Consider the following 25,153-nt stretch of genomic DNA (forward strand, 5'->3'; position numbering starts at 1 on the left):
GTAATGAAAAATATTATAAAATACACATATGTTGATAGTATGATATAAATACATATATTATTAGTAGAAATAATACTATACAATATATATAACAACTATCATACTATCATTGTTATATGTAAATAGCTGTATATTAATTGTATATATAATGATAGTATCTCTTTTTAACTATCATTGAACCATCATCAACTATCATTTCCCTATCTTAAAACAAGATAGATGCCTATCTATTTTCACGAAGTATGGGTCTTATTATCAATTAGATAGTGACTTTAGTCGTTTGACACCCGGGTGTCGATAGTGTCGAGATCCGGGTGTCGGCATCGTTCAGATCCGGGTCTAAATACCGCTAAAATGGGGGTTCTGGCAACAAAAAGTCAGTATTCCGGTGAAGATAGGTCCTGTGTCTTCTCAAAAAAGGTAGTAAGTCACAGCAAAACAGCAACAGCAAGATGTAAGCCATAAAACAGTCACTTGGAGGCACTTTTAGAGAGAAAAAAATGCGATTAAAGTGTTAAAATGGAGTTAAATGACAGTGTTATGATGGTTGAGTGATAGTAAAAAACAACAACTATCATACTATACCTTGTTGATATACAATTGATTATATCGAATAATGATAGTATGATAGTTGATTTGTGAAAACAATGAATTATTTATAACCGGAAAGCCTCCTCGTTCATCAGTTTAGCCCATATATTTCCGGGATATAGTTCGATGGCCTGCTTGAATTCGGCGTTTGCTGCAGCCGGCTTATTTTCTAACAGATGTATCAACCCCGAATAATACAGGATATTACTTTGCTGTACGTTCTGATTCGCTTCTCCGAACTTGGCATACGAGTCCATCAGGTTTTTCTGCATACGTTCCAGGCTTTTTTGTATCTCCGACAGGGCTGCGTCTGCTTCTTTGTTCTTATTCAGCTTCCTGAGAGATTTCACTTTGTAGTAATTCAAGTCTGTCAGACGATTCCTGAATTCTGTATCGGCTGACTTCTCAAAGCATTCCCGAGCCTTGTCTGCCTGATTCATAGCTTCGTAGGCTACTCCGGACAAGTAATAAACTTTTGCTTCATATCCGCCTCCAGGTGAAGGAGCTACTTCGAGATTGACCGGATATTGGTTGGCCAGGTCGAATTCGCGGATAGCTTCTTTATAGCGTTTGCCTTTCAGGAGTTTCATACCTTTCAGCATATGCGAATCCACATAGATGTCGTGAACCTGTCCGCCGCCTTCCCACAGATGGAAATGCCGGTTGTCGAGAATCTTTATCGCTTTGTCGTACTGACCGGCTGCGTTGTATAATGTGAGCAGACGCATGACGGCATCATCATGCTTCATGACTGTTTTCAGATGTGCTTCCAAGCGTTTCAACCGTTGTGCTTCTGCAATGTTGGCTTGTTCACAGATTTTATCCGATTCTGTCAACAGAAGAGGATCGTTCGGGTTCGCCTGGATTGCCAGGTCATAATATTTTATGGCATTATCCAGCTCGTTCAAACGCCCGTAACCGAATCCGACATTCCGGCAAGCAATGGCGAACGAAGGGTTGAGGTCTGCCGAAAGTTTCCAATGATCCAGACCGCTTTCTTTTTGCCCCAGATAGTAAAGTAAATTTCCTAAGTGATACTGAAGATACGGATCGTCCGGGCTTGTTTTCAACAAATCTTCAAACATACCGATCTCTTCCAGGCGGAAAGGATAATTATTCAGCGGGGAGAGCTGTTTAGCCTTTTCCATACAACTTGTAGCCTCTGCTTGATTGTTTTCTTTCTGCAGATTATAGGCTTTGTAATAATACATTAACGGATAAGAGGCATAAGGTTCGCCTATGGCAATGGCACCATCCAACAATGCCAAGGCATCTTTGGTCGCTCCGATAGTCATGTAATTGGTTACTACCTCCAATAGCTCCTGAACGGCAATAATGCCTTTGCTATTGTGATTCGTTCCTGTTTTCAGGAAAGAAGCACCTTGTGAGGCGGACAAGCTGGCTTCGGCGGCACTCCAGTAATCCAGCGGGTCGATCTGCTGGATATAACGGATGGTTTCCTGCGCTTCGGCTTTCTTCCCCTGCATCCGGAGAATATAGGCCTTCAGGGTAAGTGCCTGCAGATCGCGTCCACCTACGTAAAGCGACTGGGTGATCATATCCATTGCTCGTTTGTAATCCTTGTCTTTCACAGCCAGGACTGCCAGTTCATAGAAGGAACGATGTTTGTATTCGGGAGTCCAGGTAGCAGCCCAGTAAGCGTCGGTCGCTTTGCCTATATTGCCGGTCATCTGATATACATAACCGAGATAATAAAGTGCTTCCGTGTTTTTCACCGTTGTGTAGTCGTGCGACAGACGGGCCTGGGCGCGTAGCAGATGTTGTTCAGCCTTGTCCCATTTCCCCTGCCGGATATAATGTTTCCCGACTTCTATATTGACGCGTGCATCCATCGAGTCGCGCAACAGGGCTTCGTTGTAGAAGTCCATATAATCCAGGCGGGCATTGTTGAACTGGTCGACACGGAGTCCGGCCAGGTAAAGCTCTTCGTTTGTCTTATATTCTTTGACCGGGCGGGTGCCGTCGATAACTTTCGGTAATGGTTTTTCTTCCTTCACGATCGGACGATAATCGACCAGCAGGTTGCCCTCGGTATCATAAAGAGCCGTGTACAGGGCTGACGGATCGGAAATATCGGGTACAGATACTTTATCCAGGAAGTAATTATCCGGGTCGATGTCGATCTGTTTGTCCATTAATGTTTGATCTTTATATTTTACAATTACCCGTGCGTTCTTGTATGCGGTGGTCGCACAATAACCGATCCGATAGTTATTACCCTGTTCCGGTTCAAAGTTGACAGCTGCATCTTCCGTTGCATTCTTCACCCCTTTGATTCCTTTGATCGGGTACCATATTTGGCTGAATTCGCGGATTTCTCCCGGATTGATCCAGCTGTAATCCGGTTGGTTGTCTGAGTAGCCACCTACCATCAGTTCCAGGTAATGGCCATCTTTATCAGATAATATTTTGTTCCACATTTCGCCGTTCGCGTTGTTTCCCCATAAGAAGAACTTCTTTCCGGGTACGACATGGCGGTTGGCTACATGTACTGTTCCTGCATCTTTTCCATAGTCATATCCGGCAAGGAAAGACATTTCGCTTCCCCAGGCAAAAATAGAGCGGGAGTTTCCCGTAAAGTTTTTCCACCAGGATAAATCGGCATTTTCTCCACTGCCGAGGTTGGCTTCTCCGACTGGCCAGTCGGTGAAATAGACTTTATGGTGATCGGCTCCGAATTGTACATCAGGCGGGAAGATGACCTGATACTGATCATTACAATGAACGGATACATTAGCCCAGTACAACATCGACTGGATCATTGGGGTCGGGTTGATCACTTTGATTTTTGCTTCCACCCAGGAACGGTTGGGATATACCGATACACCTACCGACCATTTCAGCCGGTGACGTAATTCCGTCTCTCCCACCCAGATTGTCTTGCTTCCGTCTTCATTTTCTTTCATTGTCCAGTTGATAGGCATGTAACTGCTGGCACGGTGATGGTCGGGGATATTCCATTCGACACCTCCCGAAAGCCAGGCTCCTAACATGCCGATCAATGCCGGTTTTACGCCCGTTTGTGTATAAAAGAAAGGATAATCGTTGGTTTTGTCGGAGGCGGCAAAGATACGGCCGCCGATCTCGGGAAGAATGGCGATGTCGACATACTGATTGTCCAGCCGGAGTACATTGTAATCCTGCTCGACTTGCTTTTCCGTCAGGACATCGTAAAGGGGATAAGGATAAATATATCCTTCCGCTCCTTGATAAACACGACCGGTAAAGAAGATAGGATCGATTTCCGGGGCACCGATCTGGTAGGTCGGAATTTTCTCTGTTACAGACTTCATGTGAACCTCTTGGCCTAAAAGAGGAGTTGCACATAACAATAATGCTGATAGAAGTTTAGAATTCATGGTATCGCAACTTTGATTTGTTATTAAGTATACTAAAAATAGAGTGAATTTGAGAGAGTAAAGAACTGTCCGGGATTGCTCCCGGGACAGTTCCCAACAAGGCATAAGCCTTAGAAACACACTTTTGACTAATACCTTATTTGAAGGAGCAATTCATCGAGTCAGGTTCGAATTCAGCTGGGCATCGGATGCCGGATACGGCAGATAAATAGATTTTTCACCCTGCCAGGTTAGAGAAGCCGGTAATTCCACCTTTTCTTTCCGCATAATACCCGGAGCAACTTCGATAGCCGCATTGGCTTTACGTTCATTGAATGTTTGTTCCAGCAATTCCATACGCATCTGATCATCGCGGCGTGTTACCAAAGCGACAAAGTAGCCGGCAACTTCCCAACCATGTTCTTTCAAGGCTGCATTGGCAAATGTTTCTCCATTCATACCTGATTGTAGTGGCTCCAGGCCAGCTCGTTCACGTACCTGGTTTATACATTCGTAAGCCATTGCGTTCGGTGTACCTTCAGCACGAGCCTGTGCTTCGGCATACCATAACAATACTTCCGAATAGCGGATCAGGCGATGGCGATGATCGTTGGTCATTAAAGAAGTATTGGCAGGCTTTGTATAATCGTAGTCTCCACCGTCTTCACTGATGGTAAATGCACAGAACATAGGCTGCTGTTCGGGTATACTTTCGTCCCACCAATCCAGCAACTTACCCCCTTCTTTATTCCCTTCCAGAATTTTCGGGTTATAGGTTGCATCTTTTCTCGGACCGGCAGGGAATTCTTTCCAGAATTTTATTTCGCCCAGTGCATCACCCCACCCGGTAAGTGATTCGAATAAGTGGCTATTTGTCATTTGTGAATCTTCAGACCATGTTCCTACTGCACTTGAGAAATTGATACCGACAACTGTTTCATTTGTATAATTATGGCTTGGAGCATATACATATTTATATTCCGGCTCCAGAATATATTCATACGCTCCGCTATTAACACCATCAATAACTGCTTTTGCCTGTTCTGCTGCCGAAGCATAATATTGTGTCTGTTTTAAAGGCCATCCTGCCATAGCCATATAGACGGCTGCTAGTGTAGCCTGAGCTGCCTGTTTGGTAATGAAGATGTTGGCTCCCTGGAATTTCTGGGGAGGTTTGGAATAGTCGGTCGGAAGTGTAGCAACACAGTCTTGTAGATCTTTGACAATCTGGTCATATACATCTTGAATATTGGCTAAAGGACGTTCGTAGTTAACTTCGGTGTCCAAAATCAGAGGAATGGCTCCCCAACGGCGAACCAACCAGAAATAATGTACTGCACGCCAATATTTGGCCTGACCTAATGCAATATTTATTTCTTCTTGTGTCGTAGGTGTTTTAGCCCCATTTTCGATGATATAATTGGCCGCCTTGATCACGACGTAAGAGGTAGACCATGCAGCTTCTACCCCCTTATTGGCATCTGAGCCACGGAATGCGTCTACTTCTGCATAAGCTTGTTTATTACTGCCGGGATTAGCGGTTACGTCGTCACCCAACCAGGAAGGAATTGTAGGGTTAGTGTTGGTCTGTGTCAGACAGACATTCTTATACAATGCATAGGTTGCCATTGTTAGTTCCTCCTGTGTAGAGAAGAAAGTTCCCGGTGTCAGTTTACCTTTTGGATCTTCGTCGAGAAAATCACTACATGAGCTTGATAACAAGGCTATGCCTAAAGTATATAATATATATTTCGCTTTCATGATAATTATTCTTTATTTAATATTAGAAATTCATGCGAACTCCGAATGTATACGAACGAGTCAACGGATAAGCCCCCAGGTCGATACCGTCGTTTACATCTACACTACCTGTACCTGTATCCACAAATGAAATACCGGCCGGGTCCATTCCTTTATAACTGGTTATAGTGAATAAATTCTGACAACTGAATGTAAAACGAAGATCGGCAAATTTGGATACAGCTTTCGGTAGGTTGTACGATAGGCTGATATTATCCAGACGGAAATAATTGGCTGATTCCAAATACTTGGTAGAGGTTGCCGCTGCCTGATAATTATTCCCTTTAACATTTACAGAAGGATAGCGGGCCGATTGTCCTTTTGTATCGAAATTATCATTCAGATACTCTTTTAATGTGATGAAGGCAAAGTCGCCAGTCATGGATGTTCCGGTATAACGTACCATATTGAAACGTTCTGCTCCGAATGAACCGGTAAAGAACACGTTCAAGTCCCAGTTTTTCCAATGCAAGCTGTTATTCCAGCCTAAAGTAAAGTCAGGAGTGGCTTTACCGATAAAGGTACGATCTTTACTGTCGATTATACCATCCTTGTTCCGATCGACAAATGAATCATTACCTGCAGCATCCAATCCAGTCCATTCATAGCCGTAGAATGCACCGATCGGTTGCCCTACTGTTATACGGGTAACGCCGTCTGTTGAAAACATTCCGCTAGCAATATTTGCTCCCTGGATAAAGTCCAGACCCGCCAGATCTTTTACTTCATTCTTTAGATAAGTGCCGTTGAAGGTCGTGTTCCAACTGAAATCCGAGCCTTCGAAAATATTTGCATTGATAGAAAAGTCAATACCTCGATTACTGATCTCTGCCGCATTCACCCAATAGGAACCTCCACCGTCATAATTCGGAATTGTCCGTTTTAACAGACCGTCTTTTGTTCGTTTGTCAAAATAGTCGAAAGAAACGTTCAATCTGCGATTCAAAATAGAAAAGTCCAAACCTAAGTCGAATTGGTGGGTTGTTTCCCACGACAGATCCGGAGTTGCGACAGTTTGTCCAATCCAATAACCTGTGTAATAGGCATTTCCTCCGAATGCATACATGGCTTGAGACATCAGTCCCAATGTTTCATACGGGTCAATGGCCTGACTGCCGATTAAACCGTAGCTGGCTCGAATTTTGAGGTCTTGTATAATATTCTGATGTTGCATAAAGTCTTCATTACCCATTGACCAGGCGGCAGCAATAGAGGGAAACCAACCCCATTTGTCGTTAAAAAACTTTGATGAACCGTCCGCACGAATCGTTCCGGTCAGCATATAGCGGTCTTTATAGTTATACATTACGCGGCCTACACCGGACATCAGCGCCCATTTTGAATAATCATTTTTCGCATTGCGGGTACCAGCCATTTCTGCGTTCCACCATCCTACACTTTCGGTCATCAGATTATTTCCGCTGATATCCATATAACGGTATTCGGATTGTGTAGCTTCATAAACGGCTGTGGCAGTCAGAGCATGGTCACCCCATTTCCCATTATAAGTCAGGTTGTTTGTCGTTTGTAAAGTCATACGATACGCATCATTGTTTCCCATACTGCTTGAACTGGACACCTTTGTTGTTGCGAAAGAGTAATTTTTCACGTCGTTGTAATCGATACCATTACTGGTAGTAAAAGTCAGACCAGGAAGAATGTTGAATTTTAAATCGATATGAGCATTGACGATATCTCTCATCGACTCTCCTATTTGTTCATTAAGCAGGCCAACCGGATTTAACTGTGTAATAGCACTGTACGGGTCACGTATATAGGTACCGTCTTCATTCATGATGCCAAGTACCGGTGCATAATTCATTGCTATATTGACAATGTTACCTTTTGCTGCACTGAAATCTGCACTTTTCTTCACATTATGAGAAGCATTCACGTCGGCTGTCAGATGTAACCAGTCTGTCAGCTGCGAAGTGATATTGGCACGTGCCTGGTAGCGTTTATTCGTATTTTCCTTTACGACACCTTCCTGACCGGCATAGTTACCGGAAACAATGTACTGGATTTTATCGCTACCTCCTGAAAGAGTCAGTTTATAATCCTGTGTGATACCATTTTGAAAGATTTCGTCCAGCCAATCTGTACCGGCTGTTCCGTTTTGGAATGCAGACAACTGTTCCGGAGAGAATGTATCTTTCCGATATGTGTTATATAATGTAGCAAACTCATACGGACTAAGTGTTTCGTAACGTTTGGCTACGGTACCTATACCGATCTGTGCATCGAACATAATCTGACGGACATTCGCTTTACCGGTTTTTGTCGTGATCAGAACGACACCATTTGCACCACGGGAACCGTAGATGGCAGTTGAAGACGCATCCTTTAAGATTTGCATAGACTGAATGTCTTCCGGATTCAATCCTGTCAGACCGCTTTCACGCACAATACCGTCGATTACATACAACGGATCATTGCTGCGATTAATAGAGCCGGAGCCGCGAACACGAATCTTAACGGTTCCTCCCGGCACACCGCTGTTCTGTACCTGAACACCCGATACCCGACCCTGCAAAGCATCTGATACCTGGGTGATCGGTTGATCTTTAAATGCTTTATTATCCAAAACGGCTACGGAACCTGCTAAATCGGCTTTACGAACTGTACCGTAACCTACGACTACAACTTCGTCGAGTGACTGGCTGTCTTCCTTCAGCATGATATTATAGGAAGATTGGCTGCCGACTGTAATTTCTTGCGGAAGATAACCGATATAAGAAATTTGCAGGATAGCGTTTGCCGGAACATTTTCCAATGTAAACTTCCCATCCAGATCACTGATTGTTCCGTTTGTAGTTCCTTTGATAACGATATTAGCGCCGGTAACCGGTCCCATGTTATCTCTTACGGTACCTGAAATTGTACGAGTGTCTTTCTGTTTTGTTTCAGTGTTTACAGGTGTCTCTTTTCGGGAAATGATTATCTGACGGTCAGATATGGAGTAATTATTTTCCGTACCGAAAAATAATTGATTAAGGATAGTATCTATTTTCTGATCTTTTACATTTATAGATACTTTACGGTTCAGATCAATTGACTTGTCTAGGTAAAAGAAGATAAACTCGCTGTTGTTTTCTATTTCATTAATAACTTCTTTAACCGTTTTGTTTTCGTAGTTCATGGAGAATGATGTCTCTTGAGAATATATCTCTGAGGCAAAACATGATCCTGCTGTTAAAAACGCAAAAAGTAAAAAAAACTTCATGACACGTATTAGTCTTTTGGATTGGATTTTCCTTTGAGTAAACCTGGTGTTCTCATTCATGTTGTGTAACGATTTAAGTTTATAATACGGTTTAATGCATGTAAATTACTAGTGAGGGGAAATTTCTAAAATTTTATCCCTCTAAATCTAAGGTCCCATAATTTTGTGAGTTTTAATGTTTGACAATAATATAAATCTGTTCGCCTGTTTGCTCGACTTTGATCGGGGCGGCATTCTGAAGTGCACTGAGTACTTTCTCGGGTGTTTCCTTCAAATCCAGTTTTCCGCTACAAGTGAGTTCACTGACTTTTTCGTCCCAATGGATTTTAATCCCATAGTATTTGCAGAGCTTCTCAAGAACAATATCCAGCTTCTGGTGATTGAACTGATAATATCCGTCTTTCCAGGCAACATAATCTTGTGTATTTACGTGGTACACGGATTCTTCATCACTCTTGTTGTCATATAGGAACAACTGATTAGGACTTAATGTATTTTTCCTTTTTCCTTTTGTTTCTATTTCAACTTTTCCTTTTACCAATACAACATGACTGCTTGTTTCATTATCGTAGGCAGAGACACAAAACTGGGTTCCCAGGTCTCTGACCTCCATTTTTTTGGTTTTTACGATAAAAGGTCTTTTTTCATCGTGTACAATGTCCAGATAGATTTCTCCCTCTACAAATATTTCCCGGCTGTCGGCAGTAAATTGAGCGGGATAAATCACTTTTGAGCCAGCGTTCACCCACATTTTACTTCCATCTGTGAATGTAATGGAAGAACGTTTTCCTATCGGGACAATTAATTGATTGAATGATTGAACTTTTTCTTCTTTTATGTCTTCTTTTTCAATGTTTACTTCTTCCGAGTTTACGTTGATATTTCCTTCCTTTGTATATTCCAATTGGGTGTCTTTCCCTTCAATAGATATCTTTTTTTCTTTTGAAAGGATCAGTTGAACGTTTTCCGACGGATTGTCGGTTTGCGGAATGGAACTTATCATGGCTTCATAATCGATCGCTTGTTCCTGATTGTATAAAGTATGCCATCCATAAGCGGAGATTATCAGCAAGGAGGCTGCTACAGAAACCGCTATTTTCAGGAAATGAATCTTCTTTTTGTGTCTATCGTATAACGTATTGGCTGTTTGTATGCGTTTCCATAATTCTTTTTCATCGTCGATCGATAGAGTTGAATTACAGGATGTCCTTTTTATACTTTTTAAGAAAAAACGAGCAGATTCGATCTCTTCGGCAAGAGCGTTGTCAGCTTGCTGAAGTTTATGCCAGAACTTTCGGTCTTTTTCTGTCGGATATAATTCCGATTGCAGGAAATAATCGTCGTTCAGTAATTCGTCTGCTTTATATTTTGTATAATCTTTTCTCATTTATATAAAGAAGGATTTTATATAAGGAGACGTTGTTGCCTATTTTATACTCACTAAAGAGTATTTTTTTTGAAAGAGTCGTTTTTTGTTGTACTATTTCATTGATAGGTAAAGTAATAAAAGGAATAATCCTGTATCGCTATAATTTTGTCTGATTTTTTTCAATGATCGTTGTATCAGGTTTTGTGCAGACTGATAATTCATATCCATTAATATACATATCTCTTCCATACTCATTTCTTGAATAAACCGATAGTATATGATCTCTTTTTGACGGGGAGTCAGTATGGAGAGAATCTCTTTGACTTTCTTTTGTTGATTATTGTATTGTTCATTATTGATGAACTCATCCTCCACTGTGGGTTCGAGTAAGAACGGAACTTGTTCCATCGTACTTCTTTCGTAGATTGATTCTTTATAAAGAGCACGTAATACACAGTTTTTTATGGTAACAAACAAATATACTTTAATATTATCGGGAACGATGAGACGCTCTCTGTTTTTATACAGTTGAGTAAAAACTTCCTGTATGCAATCTTTTATTAGTTCAGGGTTTGAGGTAAAACGAAAGCTGTACTGATATAAGGTTTGTACATATTTATTATACAACCAACTATACGAGTCGTTATCCCCTGCGATAAACTGGCGCCATTTTATTTTAGTCTCATTATCCTGCATATTGCTGTTTTGATATACAAATATAAAACAAATAATATATAATCAAAACGTTTGATTTATGGATAAGTCAGCTTCTTTTCTAAAATTCGTCCTATCCTTATTTTAAATAGAGGTAGGTGTAAATCAATTTAGACCTACCTCTAATTTCAATTAGACGTACCTCTATTGGAAAAGACATTTCGATGAAGCCGGGAAATGTCCGTTACTTTCCGGATAGGTCGTTCAGATAGTTTCAAAAACTGAAAAGTTCATGATTTGGGGATCAGCTTTTGATTCGTCTACAACTAATTTGATTGCGTCGAACGTTTGAGGTTCGAAACGGTCGATGTGCTTATGTCCGATGCATGATCCGGAAGCAAGATCGATCCATTCGTTATTCTTTTTTCCTTTCAGGGAGTATTTTAAGATACGTTCTCCTTTGGCAATGTCCTCCTGCAGGATGACGCGGTTGATGCTGGTCGGTTTATCAAACGACAGGATATACTCTGAGCCGGTTCCGGATGTTTGCTGAAGCGGAGTTCCATATTGGCGGACAATCTCTTTGCCTAGCATTTCCACCTGGCGGACATCGGCTTCGGGGATGAGACCCTTGTCATCGATAACCAGCCCCAACAGCATATTGGTATTCCTGCCTACACTGGTTTCGTATTTGGTAAGCAGTTCGGGAATCGTGAACATCATGCTGTCCTGTCCGGCTGTCCAGAACCATCCGCCTTGGAAAGAACGGTTCCAGCGCAGGGTGAAGTCTGATTCTCCCGGACACCAGAACGGGGCAGAAGGATCGCCGTTCAGACCGTTGATCACACGAGTTCCGTCGGCATTCGTAGTCGAGTCGGCTGTAGCCCAGCACGGATAAGGTGCGACACCTTCTTCATTACCTACCCATCTGACCAGGTTAGGGTGTCCGTACGGACCTTGAAAAGCAATTGCATTCGGTTGTAGTTTCTGTACAAGTGATAATACATCGGCACCTCCCTGTTCTTTAGACAATACACCCCCATCGAACCATATTTCAAACAGTTCGCCGTAATTACTCCATAACTCGGTTAATTGCTGGGTTACGATTTTATTGTATTCTTCCTGGCTGACAGGGCCTCCTCCCTGCACAACTCCCGGATTATCAACATATAGATAGCCGTTTGCCGTTGTGCTGGCATAAATGCCCGGTTTGATATTATATTTTTTACAGGAAGCGATAAAGTCGGCAACGATATCACCTTCACCGTTTTTCCAGGGAGATTGTTTGATGCTGTAGTCATGTGCCTCTGTAGGCCACAGGCTGAATCCGCTGCAATGCTTGGCTACGAGGACGGCATATTTGGCTCCCAGTTTATGCGCGGTTTCCAGCCATTGGTCGGTATTCAATTCTGTCGGATTAAAGACTGAAGCATCCGGGTGCGTACCCCAATTCCTGAAGTTATAATCCGGTTGGTAAACCGGCATGTCAAAATGGATCAATACACCCACTTCTGCATCTGCCCAGGCCAGCTGGCGGGCATTCGGGGTAACAATTGTTGTTGTTTCGTTTGAAGAACAGGATATAAGAACCGACAGGGCTGCCAGTAATCCTGCAAATGTTTTTTTCATGATGAACTTATATTTTACGATGCAAGTATAATAAAAAAAGATGTAGGAGCGAAATATTTCTCGCTCCTACAAATGAGGTCATTTTAATTTGCCCAACCCGGATTTTGAGGTAATAAGTTCGGATTGTAAGTAAACTCGTCTGTTGGTATCGGATACAAGTACAAACGATCGTACCAGGTACGTGTCATACCTGGATAAAGGACACGGTATTCACCTGTTGCCGGATCACGCGGACCTAAATAAGTCTTTTGGTTTTCCAGTAATTTACCGGCTTTCCATCTGCATAAATCATTCCAGCGAAGACCTTCACAAGCCAGTTCCACACGACGTTCACGGCGTATTTCATTCAGCAGCGGAGAGATGGCAACTTCCCATTTCGGCCAGTTCGGGTCGGTGAAGCCAACATCGACTGTCAGATGTTTCATGCCTACACGGTCACGCAGTTTGTTGATCGTTTTATCCAAAACAGCCTGGTCGCATTCTCCCAGTTCGGCTTTTGCTTCTGCGTAGTTCAGCAGAACTTCACCGTACCGGTAGATCAGGTCGTCCAGCGTACATTTAATATATTCGTTATCCTCTGCTAACGGAGAATACATCTTGTACAAACGGTAGCCGGTGAATGTCAGGTTATTGAAGACCGGAGAGTTTTCATATTCTTCCGAACCGTCAGCCAATATGGCGATAGGACGGTCGGGAGTGTAAACGCATTGTTTCAAACGCGGGTCACGGTTTTCAAACTCATCCATGAACTTGGCATCTCCTTTATAAAGATTGCTCAATGCAATAGGTTTACCGTCGTTACATAAGAATGATTCTACAAAATCTTTAGTCATACCTGTTCCAGCTTCACGAACAGTACGGGGACGATTGTTCATACGTTTATCCGTCACATAGGCGGCAAAGAATATGGCTTCTTTATTATTCGTATAATCCTGTTGGTTGAACAGCGCATGATAATCGTCTTCAATATTACCGGTAGAGTAGATATCGAAATTACCGCTGTTCATGATTTTTTCAGCAGCTTCCGCACTCATACGAAGATATTTATCCGCATTTTCAAGATTTCTGTATTTTCTCCAGGTTCCTTCAAACAGACAAACTCTGGATTTTAACAGCAACGCCGCGTATTTGCTAAGGCGTGAGTCGTTCATCGTTTCCGGCAACCATGCACTGGCTTTATCCAGGCTGGCACAAATAGAATCGATAACTACCCCGCGGTCATTTCGCGGATTATACAATTCTTCTGAAGAAGTGGTCAGGTCTGTCGTCAACCAGGGCACGTCGCCGAAACGAAGTACTTTCTCATAATAAAATTTAGCTTTAAAGAAATAAATCTCACCGACATACCTATTAATATTTTCCTGAATACCTTCTACCGTATGATAACGATTCAGAAAATAATTACAGCTCCGGATATTAGCCCAATCGCTTTTTGCCCAGCCACCTCCGGCTGTAGGAATGGTATAATCGCTCCAGATAAAAGCATCTTTTGTCTGATGTGCCTGGTTGTCGGAAGCATTGTCGTTGCCGTAAGCACCGGTATTATCCAGTGTAGTATAGAACTGATTGGCAAAGTTTTTCAGGTCATTTTCTGTTTTCCAATAGGTCTCGTCGTTGATCTTATCTTCCGGATATAAGTCCATAAAATCATTATTACATGCAGAGAATCCAAGTAATAAAGACAAGCTTGCTATATAATATACTTTTTTCATTCTGTTTTTAATTTATTTATTCTACAATGTACCATCTTAGAATGTCAGGTTTGCACCGAATGAGAATGATCTGATAAATGGATAAGCGTTTACTGTAGCCAATTCAGGATCGAAAGTGTCGGGCATTCCGGAGAATTCAAACAAGTTGTCTGCATTAAAGTAAACTCTCAGCTTGGATATTTTTGCTTTTTCCGTGATAAACTTGGGAATCGTATAACCTAAAGCTAATTGTTTACAACGAATGTAAGCACCATTCAGCATGAAGCGTGTTTGATTCTGATTGACAGCATCAGCATTGAAACGTGCACGTGGGAAGAATGCATTTGGATTGTCTTCTCTCCAATAGTCATAATTCATTTTCTGAGGAACAGACCATTGAGAACCATAATGTGACAGGTAGAATGTCTTAGATGGAATGATATCACGTTTCATGGTTCCCTGGAAGAACAATGTGAAATCAAAGCCTTTATATTCAGCCGTACCACGGATACCAAAGTTATAACGCGGCGTTTCATTACCGATAACCTTCATGTCTCCCGAGTTATTTGCAGTGTTTTCACCTTTGGTGATTTTATCGTCACCATCCAGGTCTGCGAACTTTATATCACCTGCATATTGGGTATAACCGACAACTTTCGACTGATCCCATGCTGATGCTTCTTCATTTGACTGGAACAAACCTTCTGTGACGAATCCCCAAATTTCTCCTAACTTTTTCCCTTCATAATAACTGTCGGACAAGTTTTTTGTCGGATTATCATATTTGGTGATTTCTGCCTGATAGTCCGATAAAGACACGGTTGCACTATAGGCAAGGCCGTTTTGTAATGCCGATTTCCAGGTTAAAGCAACTTCCCAGCCTTTTGTTCTCAGGTCGGCTGCATTCATTTGAGGTTCTGATACGCCCAGGATAGAAGGTAATGTTTTTGATTTGGTCAACATATCTTCCGTTGTACGAACATAATAGTCAAATTCACCGGTCAGCTTGCTGTCAAACATAGAGAAGTTGAAACCTAAGTCCCATTGCTTCACTGTTTCCCAGGTCAGCTGGTCGCTCACCAATCCCGGAGCATATACACCCATCTGTTTCTCTCCGTTGAACAGGTAACCTACTTCGCCTGTAGAATAGGTGGAAATATACGGATAATAAGAAGCGTAACCGCCCTGGCTTAATACCTGGTTTCCTAACGCACCGTAAGAACCTCTAATCTTGAAATCATTCACGATATGGGAGATCGGTTTCCAGAATTTCTCCTGTGATAGTCTCCATCCTAATGAGAATGTAGGGAAGAACGCGAAACGATCGTCTTTCGGGAAACGGGAAGAACCGTCGTAACGTCCGTTTACCTGTACCAGGTATTTATCGTCGTAAGCATAGAACAGACGGAAGAAAGCACCGCGTATAGCCCACTGGTTCATATAATCGCTGGTCGAACGGTCACCGGTTGCCAGATTCAGGAATGGGATATCATTGGCAATCAGATTGTTTCTGCTCAGTCCAACGCCTTTATAAGTGGCATTTTCCTGGTTGAAACCGATCATTCCCTCGAAGGCATGTACAGCGTTGATTTTCTTTTTATAAGTGGCATATGCATTGAACACGTCATATTGTGATTCATTTTTGGTATACGATACCTGGTTCGGCGAAGTATGCGGGAAGATAGACCCCGGATTTCCATCCGCATCATAATCGATGTATTCGCGAACATGATTCTTGAAAGAATAGTTGTAATAATTATATGTATAGTCCACATTGATCTCCAGACCTTCGAACGGGTTCAGTTTTGCAAAGGCCGTTGCATACATATTATTATTTCTCATTTCGGCATTACCACCTTGCGACAACCAGGCAGCCTGATTAGTGAAATAACCGTCGCCGCAATAACCGGCAAAGTGTCCGTCCGGATGAGTAATAGGCATCAGAGGACGGCTATCGCCCGGGATCGTAGCTCCCAAAGAGTTATTGCCGTATTTATTCTGCGGACCAGTATTCATTTTTACCATCGACAGGGTCGCTCTCAATCCTAACTGCAACCAGTTATTCACCTTGTAATTCACATGCTGCAATACATTGAAGCGTTTATAATCCTCATCCGTCCATTTGGAGATGCCATCCTGCTGGAACATACCCGCTGAAGTCATGTATTTAGCAGTTTCGCTACCGCCCTGTATGCTGATATTGTACTGCTGCATCGGATAGCTTTTCTTATTCAATGCTTCATACCAGTCTGTATTACCGGCATAACGGTATTTGCTGGGAGAATCGTCCGGATGATGGAATACCGGAGAATTATTGACCGGATCATTGTAATAGTTTCTGACATGCTGCATCGTGATGTCATCGAAATAGTTACTACCGTTACTGGTCGTATTGGCATCGTTCATCCACTGGGTATACTCCAACGAGTTCATATAATTGGCATGAACGGTCGGGACATTTATAGAGTAGTTGGCGCTTAAAGAAACGACCGGCTTTTGTGAAACGAAACCTGTTTTAGTCGTGATCAGGATCACACCGAACGCTGCACGTGCTCCGTAAATAGAAGCCGATGCGGCATCTTTCAAAACGGTAACGTCTTTTACATCCTGTGGATTAATCAGGTTCGGGTCCATTTCGATACCGTCGACCAGGATCAGCGGACCACCTCCCGATAAGTTGGTTGTACCGCGAATATTGAATGATGTACCTGTTCCCGGTGCACCGTTGGACGATGTGATGTTCAGGTTGGCAATGGCACCCTGTAGACCGGCTCCCAGGTTGGTCAGCGGACGGTCTTCGATGACTTCCGAACCGACAGTTGCTACAGAACCTGTCAAGTCGGCTTTTTTCATTGTACCGTATCCTACAACAACCACCTCTTCCAGTGTCTCTGCATCTTCCTGCAGGATAATTTCCATTCTCCTGTTAGGATTCGCCTTTACCTCCTGTTTAACATAGCCGATAAACGTGATTACCAGTGTGGAGCCTGACCGGGCATTGATCGAGAAGAGTCCGTCTACATCTGTCGTAGTACCATTGGTCGTTCCTTTTTCAACGATGTTGGCACCGATAACGACATCACCATTCGTATCGATGACTTTCCCTTTGATAGTACTGTTTTGTTGCGGAGCAGCAGCCATATTCTGTTTACCAAGTACGATATGGTTTCCTTCTACAGAATATGTGATACCCGAATCAGCTAACAACTCTTTCAGAACTTCTGCAACTGGTTGATTTTTGGCTTTTAAAGATACCTTTTTGTTTACATTTACCTGGTTGTTATAGATGAACAGATAATCAGTCTGATGTTCTATCTCGTTCAGGACTTTTTCCAGTTGAACATTTTTTTGGTTGATACTGACTCTTGCATTTTGTGAAAAAGTATTATCCGCATAACTGTTAAGTATGCAGACCAAAAGCAGGAACGTCGTGATTCTCATAATTCTGAAAATTTTTAAGGGTCGCGGTGCCCGATATTTGCACCTCGACAAAGTGTTTCTTTTCATACTTTCTTTGATTTGAAATTAATAAATTAATAATTCGTTTGTGTCAATTGATACCTGCCGGCTATTGCCCCCCAGCGTTTACCGGCAGTACGGTTAACAGGTTTATCCCATAAGCATTTAATTTTAGGTGAAACATAGTGTTTATTTGATATAAATAATGTGATTTTCGTCATCCCGTTCATAAGTAAACTTTATATCTTTCTGCAAGACTCTCAGTGCATAATCCACACCGTCTGTCTGGCGGAACTTTCCGGTATACAGATATTTCTGAACCTGTTGGTTTGTGATATAGATGTTTATCCCATAATATTTTTCAAAATCTTTCATGATCGAAGCGAATGTTTCGTTCTTGAAACAGATCAATCCTTCTCTCCAACGATAAGGAGAATAGTCGTCGACCGGTTTTACCCTTAACTTTCCATTATACAGATAGGCTTTGTTGTGCGGCGTGAGTAGCAGGCTCTCCGCAGCATCCGTCAGCGATGAAATCTTGACACTTCCTTCCATCAAGGTTGTTTCGAATATCTCGGTTTCCGAATAAGAGTCGATGTCGAATTTAGTTCCCAATACTTCTACGTTATATTTATTCGTTTGCACGATGAATGATTTGTCTTTATCTTTTGCTACGTCGAAATAGGCTTCACCGTCCAGTTTTACCAAACGCTCTTTGGCGTTGAAGCTGACAGGATACTGGATCGTGGTACGCGCATTCAGCCAGACATTCGTTCCGTCTGCCAAAGTGATATTGATCCGCTGGCCTGCCGGAACGGAGATTGTCTGTAAGGCTACGGGTGTCTCTTCCGTTTGCATTTCCTGGTAGATAAAACTCCCTCCAAGCGTTAGTGCGATAATCGATGCAATTTTGATCACCTCAGTCCTAAGAGAACTAAGGTGATCAAATTCTTTCCGAAAGAAATTTAATTTTCATTCGGAAGAAATCGAAAATACTCCCGAGAGAATAAAAAAACATACAAAATGTAAAATATCATTTTGTTATTACTATAGCGGGTAAATCGGATTTCTACCCCATGTAAATTGAATTAGTATACCAGGTAATATTTTTTAACGTATCAGTATGCTGAAGAAATAATCCTTTTTGTATCACTCTGGCAAAGTGGAAATAACCTATTCAAAAAGAGAAATTGATTTTATTGTATTTTTTTTATTATTTTACTAGGGATATTCAATTGTGAACTGCTATTAATATAGAAGGGACATTCTAAACAGTGAAAATGGATAAAGATACATTATATAATTTTTTTGAAGGCAACGCATCTTTTGATGAGGAAATGGCTGTAAGACAGTGGATGGAAGAGTCCGCTGAGAACCGTCAGGCTTTTCTGAAAGAGCGAAAACTATTTGATGTGATGTTGCTTTTAGGAAATGAGAAAGTAATAAAAGCCGGAAAGAAAAGATTCACAATAGACCTTAGTTCTCTTAGAACTGAGTTTATCAAAATAGCAGCTGTCATAGCGGTCACTTTGGGAGGCAGTTACCTGTTCCACCAGTACGCATTGGAAAAAGAATTGATGGCGATGCATACGATCTGTGTTCCTGCCGGACAGCGGATTAATATTACTTTGACTGACGGAACGAATGTCTGGTTAAATGCCAGGACTTCACTTACATATCCGGTGAAGTTCGGTAAAAAGAATCGTCAGGTGATATTGGACGGAGAGGCCTATTTCGATGTGGCGAAAGATAAAAACAAGCCTTTTATCGTACAAACGGATCAATATAACGTAGAAGTGTTGGGAACTAAATTCGATGTGGATGCCTATGCTGAAACGGGAGAGTTTGAAACAACGTTAATGTCAGGTAGCGTACGGGTAGCTTCCACGAGTGATCCGGAGCTGAAATTAACGTTGAAACCGAACAATAAGGTCTATTTGCAGGATGGTAAATTGCATGTGACTACTGTTGACGATTTCAATCCTTACAGATGGAAGGAAGGCTTGATCTGCTTTAAAAACGAATCGTTTACATCTATTATGGCAGATTTTGAGAAGTATTACGGATTGTCGATCCGGGTACGGAATATGGAAGTGCTTAAATACGCTTACACCGGTAAATTCCGTCAGACAGACGGCATAGATTATGCACTGCGGGTGCTGCAGAAGGATATAAAGTTTACTTATCAGCGGGATGATGAAAATCAAATAATTTATATAGAGTAAGAAGAATATAATAACATATTTATTAACCTTAAAAAAGAAGCTTATGGAATATACATGAAAACGAAAATGCCGGCAAACGCTGGGGGGCAATTACCGGCATTCAATCAACACAATTCAATTAAAAACTGTATTAACTTCAAATCATCAACAAAGGTATGAAAAAAAACTCTTTGTCGGGTAGGTATTATCCTAAATCCCCGCAACTTAAACAAATCTTTAGAATTATGCGGATCACCACATTTCTGTTATTAGTTTGTGTTTTTTGCTCTTTTGCGGAAAATACACATTCTCAGAATGCCCGGGTAAGCATTAGTAAGAGTAATGCTAGACTGGACAATGTATTAAGTGAGATAGAAAGTCAGACAGATTATTTGTTTATTTATAATAATCAGGTAGATGTTAATCGGAAAGTTTCTGTAAAAGTAAAAAATAAACCTGTATCTTCTGTTTTGGATAATCTGTTCAAAAATACAGGGATCGGATACGCAATGGAAGGGACACATATCGTTCTGACTAAAAATGCAGAAAATGCTAATCCTACGCAACAGCAAACGAGACATATAACAGGTACTGTCGTTGATGTGAATGATGAACCTGTTATTGGTGCTAATGTTGTTGTAAAAGGTACGACTAACGGGACAATTACAGATTTGGACGGCCGTTTTACCATCGAAGCTGATTCTAAATCTGTATTGAATGTATCTTATATTGGGTATCTGACGAAAGAAATTACTGTCGGGAATCAACAATCGATCCGTATCATATTATTGGAGGATACGAAAACACTGGACGAAGTTGTGGTAATCGGTTATGGAACACAGAAAAAAGCGGACTTGACAGGCTCGGTGGCCAATGTCAATACGGACGATCTGAACACACAAAGTAATACGACGATCGGACAGGCTCTGCAAGGAAAGATTGCCGGTGTAGATATTGTCTCTCAAGGCGGAACACCTGGTGGAAGTACACGTATTATGGTTCGTGGTATCGGTACGTTGAACAATTCAGCTCCTTTATATATTGTCGATGGTATGTATATGACTGGGATAGACCATATCAATCCGAACGATATTGCCAGTATCGACGTATTGAAAGACGCTTCTTCAGCAGCTATTTATGGTTCTCGTGCAGCCAATGGTGTGATCATCGTGACTACAAAAGAAGGATCAAATACGGAGGGCAAACCTATTATTGACCTTTCGGCCAATATCGGTGTCAGTGCACCATCCAAATATTTGAATCTGCTAAATGCTGCTGGATGGGCTGAGGTTACAACTGTTTCCCGAAGGGCCGCAGGGTTGGAGCCTCTTGATATGGCTCTTGATTTGTCATCCAAACCAGACAATGATTGGCAGGATATTATGTTTGGTCCGGCATTAATGCAGAACTATGCTCTTTCCGTAAAAGGGGGAGGAAAATACTCCACCTATTATAATAGTGTCGGTTATACGAATCAAGACGGTGTGATGAAAGGTACAAACTATCAGCGTTATACATTGCAGAGCAAGCAGGATTTTAAAAAGGGAATTTTTACAGCCGGAACGAATGTGGTTTTGACTTACGATCAGAGTGATCCGTTGTATGGAGCTATCCGAGGCGGTATGGTTGGGCACACTTTGCAGTCAATTCCGACTTTGGAAAAATATGATTCAAGCAATGAAGGGGGCTACGGTAGCTTGTATGGTGATGTGGTGAATTTGCAACACCCTATGGGAATGGTTGATGACGCGTTGGAAAACCGGTATAGTGATAATGTAAAGATCTATGCGAATGCCTATGTATCCGTGGAGCCGATAAAAGGATTAAAATATAAGCTGAATGTTGCTCCGGACTTCCAGTTCTATCGTTATAATGATTATGAAGGATTGTATAGTTATGGTTTGGCAAAGAATGAAGTGACACAGGTGACGGAGCAACAGACAAGAACACGTAATGTGTTGGTTGAAAATCTGCTTTCTTACGACCAGACATTTGGCGAACATAAGGTATCATTGTTGGCCGGTTATACTTATCAAGATTCCCGCTATCGTTTCTTGCAAGGTTCTGGTCAGGGAATGCCCGTTGGAATTATGGAAATTGATGCTGCGGCCGGTGGTTTGGCTGTAAGTGGTAATTCTACTCGTAGTGTGTTGACGTCTATTTTAGGCCGTGCTTTCTATTCTTATAAGAATCGTTATTTGATTACGGCTACAATTCGCCGTGACGGTTCTTCCAAATTCGGATCGAATCATCGCTATGGCAATTTCCCTTCTGTTTCTGCTGGTTGGAATATTGCAGAAGAAGGTTTTGTGAAGAATAATGCGTCCTGGCTGGATCAGTTGAAATTGAGAGCCGGTTATGGCGTATTAGGTAATCAGGAGATTTCCAATTATCAGTTTGTGTCAGTTGTGTCGACAGGTATTAACTATCCAAATGGTAATGGTGGTCTGATACAGGGAGCTTTTCCGAAAACATTTGCAAATCCGGATATTAAGTGGGAAGAAACAGCCATGACGAATGTCGGAATCGACTTTATGGCTTTGCGAAACCGACTGACATTGACGGCTGACTGGTACGTGAAAAACACAAAGGATATTCTATTGAATGTCCCTATTCCTATATCAACCGGAGGTTCTAATGATCCGATTCGCAACGCCGGGAAAATCCGTAATCAAGGAGTTGAGTTTAATATCGGTTGGAATGAAACATTGAATAAAGACTTTTCTTATGGCGTAAATTTCCTGGGGACATATAATAAGAATGAAGTGGTGGAAATGGGAGCTGAGTCACAGGCTATCACCGGTGGAACAATACATGGTGGAACTTACACAAGCAAGACGTTGGCAGGCTATCCGATCGGAGGGTTTTGGTTGATTCCGACCGATGGCTATTTCAATAGTGAAGCCGAAGTGAATGCCCATCAAAAGGATGGCAACTTAATCCAGCCGAGTGCAGAACCGGGTGATATTCGCTTCAAGGATACGAACAATGATGGAACAATCAATGATGACGACCGGGTATATTGTGGTAGTCCATTCCCGAAATTCACTTACTCAATCAATGGTAATATTACGTATAAAAATTGGGATTTTTCAATTGGATTCCAGGGAGTAACAGGTAATAAAATTTATAACGCGACGAATCTGGAACTGACAGATGTCACACGAGGTACAAATTATTTGGCAAGTACCTTGGATTATTGGACTCCAAATAATCAAAATGCAGCCAGCCCTCGTTTGATTTGGACAGATCCGAACCGGAATGCCCGTTCCGAGTCTGATCGTTATTTGGAAAGTGGCTCTTATTTCCGTTTGAGAAACCTGCAGGTTGGTTATACATTGCCTCTTGCATGGTGTCGTGGCCTGGTGCAGAAAGCACGTGTGTATGTGAATGCGGAAAATCTCTTTACGATTACGTCCTATTCCGGATATACGCCGGATGTGAACTCCTCTGATGTCTATTCTCGTGGTTTCGATGAGTTTATATATCCATCCAACCGTACCTTTATGGTTGGTTTGAATGTTACATTTTAAATAGATAATTGTATGAAGCGAATATATTTATATTTTATGTTTTGTGCTGCAGCCGTTTTGGGTTTGAGTACATCCTGTGACTCTCAATTGGATCAGATAAATCCAAATAAAGCGACAGAAGATACGTTTTGGGAGAGTAAGGCGGATTTTGAACTGGCTTTGACTTCTTGTTATACTCCATTGAAAAATGCTTTGAATGGCGGTTATTATGGAACACGAGGGGTGATGATGCGTATCGCACGTGCCGATGAGGTAGAATTCAGGAATGATATTAGCGATGTATTCCAAGCTTGCTATTTTACGAATACAAATGGTAATTCTCTTTCTCAAGGAATGTTTTATCAGTTTTATAATGCTTTGTATCGAACCAATTCCATTATGCAGAAACTGGAAGAAAAAGGAGGAGAGTTTGAATCTGAATTTGTGGATAAGGTAAAAGGCGAATGTTTATTTATTCGAGGTTTCTATCTGTTTCAGTTGGGTAAAGAATTTAAGAATGCTCCGTTGCGTATGACGGCTTCGCAGTCTCCTTCCACTTTCCCTTTGGAAAAAGCGACTCAGGCAGAGATTTGGGCACAGGCCGAACAGGATTTGATGACGGCTGCTTCTTTGTTGCCGGTAGTAAACGATGTGATAGGAAAACCAACCCGAGGAGCTGCTTATGCAATGTTGGGTAAGCTGTATGTGTATGCGGAAAGTTTTGATAAGGCTATCCAGGTGCTGGAACCACTGACCAAGTCGCCTTATACCTATAGCCTGGTAGATGATTTTGCATGGAATTTTGATGAAGCACATGAAAACAACTCGGAAAGCATTTTCGAATTGTTGATGGAGCCGGTTGGTGGTACAGATATTTGGGGAGACGGAGAAAACCTCAACTCGACGCAAACCAATACTCGTCCGAAAGAATATGCCGCCCCCGAAGCTGGAGGCTGGTATGAAGCACAACCGACCCAACAGATGATGGATATGTTTTGGGCTGAAAAAGATAAGGATGGTAATTCGGATTATCGGGCACGCGCTTCTGTGGCTTGGGATTATGAAGGTTGTATGTATTATTTGAAGCCTTTCCGTGAAAAGTTCGGGTCAGACAAGTGGAATTCTTATTGGATATTGAAATACCAAAATTGGAATACGGCAGAATCTGAGGCCTCACCTCCTATGTCTTGTATCAATGAGCGTGCTATCCGTTATGCAGATGTCATTTTACTATTGGCAGAATCTTATCTGCGTGGTTCGCAGGATTTATCAAAAGCAATTGTTTATTTGAACCAAATCCGTGAACGGGCAAACTTGAATCCCTATGGTGGAGCACAGACATACGAGGCTGTTTTTAATGATTTGGAACGTCAGCGTGCTATTGAGTTCTTTGTAGAAGGCGAACGTTTCTACGATCTGCGTCGTTGGGGATTGTTGGAAAAGCGTATGGAAACTTGTAATTCTGTTCGCTATAAGCAGCTAATGACAGGGAAAGTTGGAGATACGAATCGTTATTATTACTATCCTATACCTTCGAAGGAATTGGAAACGAATACGTTATGTACACCTAATGAGGGTTGGTAGTCTGCACTGGTCTTGATGGATGATTTTAATGTCGGCTATAAGTATTTACTATATTATAGTCGGCATTCTTTTTCTGTG

12 protein-coding genes are annotated in these 25,153 nt (G+C 41.9%); 3 read left to right on the forward strand and 9 right to left on the reverse strand.

Features of this window, described 5'->3' with window-relative positions; genetic code table 11:
• Nucleotides 1–656: 656 nt before the first annotated feature.
• From P3L47_RS09225 to P3L47_RS09265, 9 genes are all read right to left on the reverse strand, one after another.
• Nucleotides 657–3,971 carry a DUF5107 domain-containing protein gene (locus P3L47_RS09225; protein WP_277783417.1) on the reverse strand — a complete coding sequence of 1,105 codons (3,315 nt, stop codon included), beginning with the start codon at nt 3,969–3,971 and terminating at the stop codon, nt 657–659.
• 153 nt (nt 3,972–4,124) lie between these two features.
• Nucleotides 4,125–5,711, reverse strand: coding sequence for a RagB/SusD family nutrient uptake outer membrane protein (locus tag P3L47_RS09230; protein WP_277783418.1), 1,587 nt, complete (start codon nt 5,709–5,711; stop codon nt 4,125–4,127).
• Nucleotides 5,712–5,733: 22 nt separating this feature from the next.
• Nucleotides 5,734–9,033, reverse strand: coding sequence for a TonB-dependent receptor (locus P3L47_RS09235; RefSeq protein ID WP_122362735.1), 3,300 nt, complete (start codon nt 9,031–9,033; stop codon nt 5,734–5,736).
• Nucleotides 9,034–9,145: 112 nt separating this feature from the next.
• Nucleotides 9,146–10,360, reverse strand: coding sequence for a FecR family protein (locus tag P3L47_RS09240; RefSeq protein ID WP_277783419.1), 1,215 nt, complete (start codon nt 10,358–10,360; stop codon nt 9,146–9,148).
• A gap of 93 nt (nt 10,361–10,453) precedes the next feature.
• The gene (locus P3L47_RS09245) at nt 10,454–11,038 is read right to left on the reverse strand and encodes an RNA polymerase sigma factor (RefSeq protein ID WP_122362737.1); all 585 of its coding nucleotides are present in this window, start codon (nt 11,036–11,038) and stop codon (nt 10,454–10,456) included.
• 222 nt (nt 11,039–11,260) lie between these two features.
• On the reverse strand, nt 11,261–12,625 hold the full coding sequence (locus P3L47_RS09250; RefSeq protein WP_277783420.1) for an alpha-L-fucosidase: 1,365 nt from the start codon (nt 12,623–12,625) through the stop codon (nt 11,261–11,263).
• 83 nt (nt 12,626–12,708) lie between these two features.
• Nucleotides 12,709–14,337: a RagB/SusD family nutrient uptake outer membrane protein gene (locus P3L47_RS09255; protein WP_277783421.1), complete on the reverse strand. Its 1,629-nt coding sequence runs from the start codon at nt 14,335–14,337 to the stop codon at nt 12,709–12,711.
• A gap of 36 nt (nt 14,338–14,373) precedes the next feature.
• Nucleotides 14,374–17,757, reverse strand: a complete 3,384-nt coding sequence (locus tag P3L47_RS09260; RefSeq protein WP_277783422.1) for a TonB-dependent receptor — start codon at nt 17,755–17,757, stop codon at nt 14,374–14,376.
• Between the two features lie 207 nt (nt 17,758–17,964).
• Entirely contained in the window at nt 17,965–18,633 is a 669-nt protein-coding gene (locus tag P3L47_RS09265; RefSeq protein WP_277783423.1) for a FecR family protein, read from the reverse strand.
• A gap of 422 nt (nt 18,634–19,055) precedes the next feature.
• On the opposite strand from P3L47_RS09265, the gene P3L47_RS09270 reads away from it, so the two are divergent.
• The 3 genes from P3L47_RS09270 (at nt 19,056) to P3L47_RS09280 (ending at nt 25,075) form a co-directional block, all read left to right on the forward strand.
• Nucleotides 19,056–20,000, forward strand: a complete 945-nt coding sequence (locus P3L47_RS09270) for a FecR family protein (RefSeq protein ID WP_277783424.1) — start codon at nt 19,056–19,058, stop codon at nt 19,998–20,000.
• 224 nt (nt 20,001–20,224) lie between these two features.
• The gene (locus P3L47_RS09275) at nt 20,225–23,512 is read left to right on the forward strand and encodes a TonB-dependent receptor (protein ID WP_277783425.1); all 3,288 of its coding nucleotides are present in this window, start codon (nt 20,225–20,227) and stop codon (nt 23,510–23,512) included.
• 12 nt (nt 23,513–23,524) lie between these two features.
• Nucleotides 23,525–25,075 (forward strand): RagB/SusD family nutrient uptake outer membrane protein, encoded by a 1,551-nt coding sequence (locus P3L47_RS09280; protein ID WP_277783426.1) that lies wholly within the window; start codon nt 23,525–23,527, stop codon nt 25,073–25,075.
• The last annotated feature ends 78 nt before the right edge of the window (nt 25,076–25,153 follow it).

This window comes from Parabacteroides chongii (assembly GCF_029581355.1).
GTDB classification, from domain to species: Bacteria; Bacteroidota; Bacteroidia; order Bacteroidales; family Tannerellaceae; genus Parabacteroides; species Parabacteroides chongii.

Coding starts and splice junctions, on each gene's coding strand:
- P3L47_RS09225 (WP_277783417.1), bottom strand. CDS start 3,971: ATGAATTCTAAACTTCTATCAGCATTATTGTTATGTGCAACTCCTCTT.
- P3L47_RS09230 (WP_277783418.1), bottom strand. CDS start 5,711: ATGAAAGCGAAATATATATTATATACTTTAGGCATAGCCTTGTTATCA.
- P3L47_RS09235 (WP_122362735.1), bottom strand. CDS start 9,033: ATGAATGAGAACACCAGGTTTACTCAAAGGAAAATCCAATCCAAAAGA.
- P3L47_RS09240 (WP_277783419.1), bottom strand. CDS start 10,360: ATGAGAAAAGATTATACAAAATATAAAGCAGACGAATTACTGAACGAC.
- P3L47_RS09245 (WP_122362737.1), bottom strand. CDS start 11,038: ATGCAGGATAATGAGACTAAAATAAAATGGCGCCAGTTTATCGCAGGG.
- P3L47_RS09250 (WP_277783420.1), bottom strand. CDS start 12,625: ATGAAAAAAACATTTGCAGGATTACTGGCAGCCCTGTCGGTTCTTATA.
- P3L47_RS09255 (WP_277783421.1), bottom strand. CDS start 14,337: ATGAAAAAAGTATATTATATAGCAAGCTTGTCTTTATTACTTGGATTC.
- P3L47_RS09260 (WP_277783422.1), bottom strand. CDS start 17,757: ATGAGAATCACGACGTTCCTGCTTTTGGTCTGCATACTTAACAGTTAT.
- P3L47_RS09265 (WP_277783423.1), bottom strand. CDS start 18,633: ATGCAAACGGAAGAGACACCCGTAGCCTTACAGACAATCTCCGTTCCG.
- P3L47_RS09270 (WP_277783424.1), top strand. CDS start 19,056: ATGGATAAAGATACATTATATAATTTTTTTGAAGGCAACGCATCTTTT.
- P3L47_RS09275 (WP_277783425.1), top strand. CDS start 20,225: ATGCGGATCACCACATTTCTGTTATTAGTTTGTGTTTTTTGCTCTTTT.
- P3L47_RS09280 (WP_277783426.1), top strand. CDS start 23,525: ATGAAGCGAATATATTTATATTTTATGTTTTGTGCTGCAGCCGTTTTG.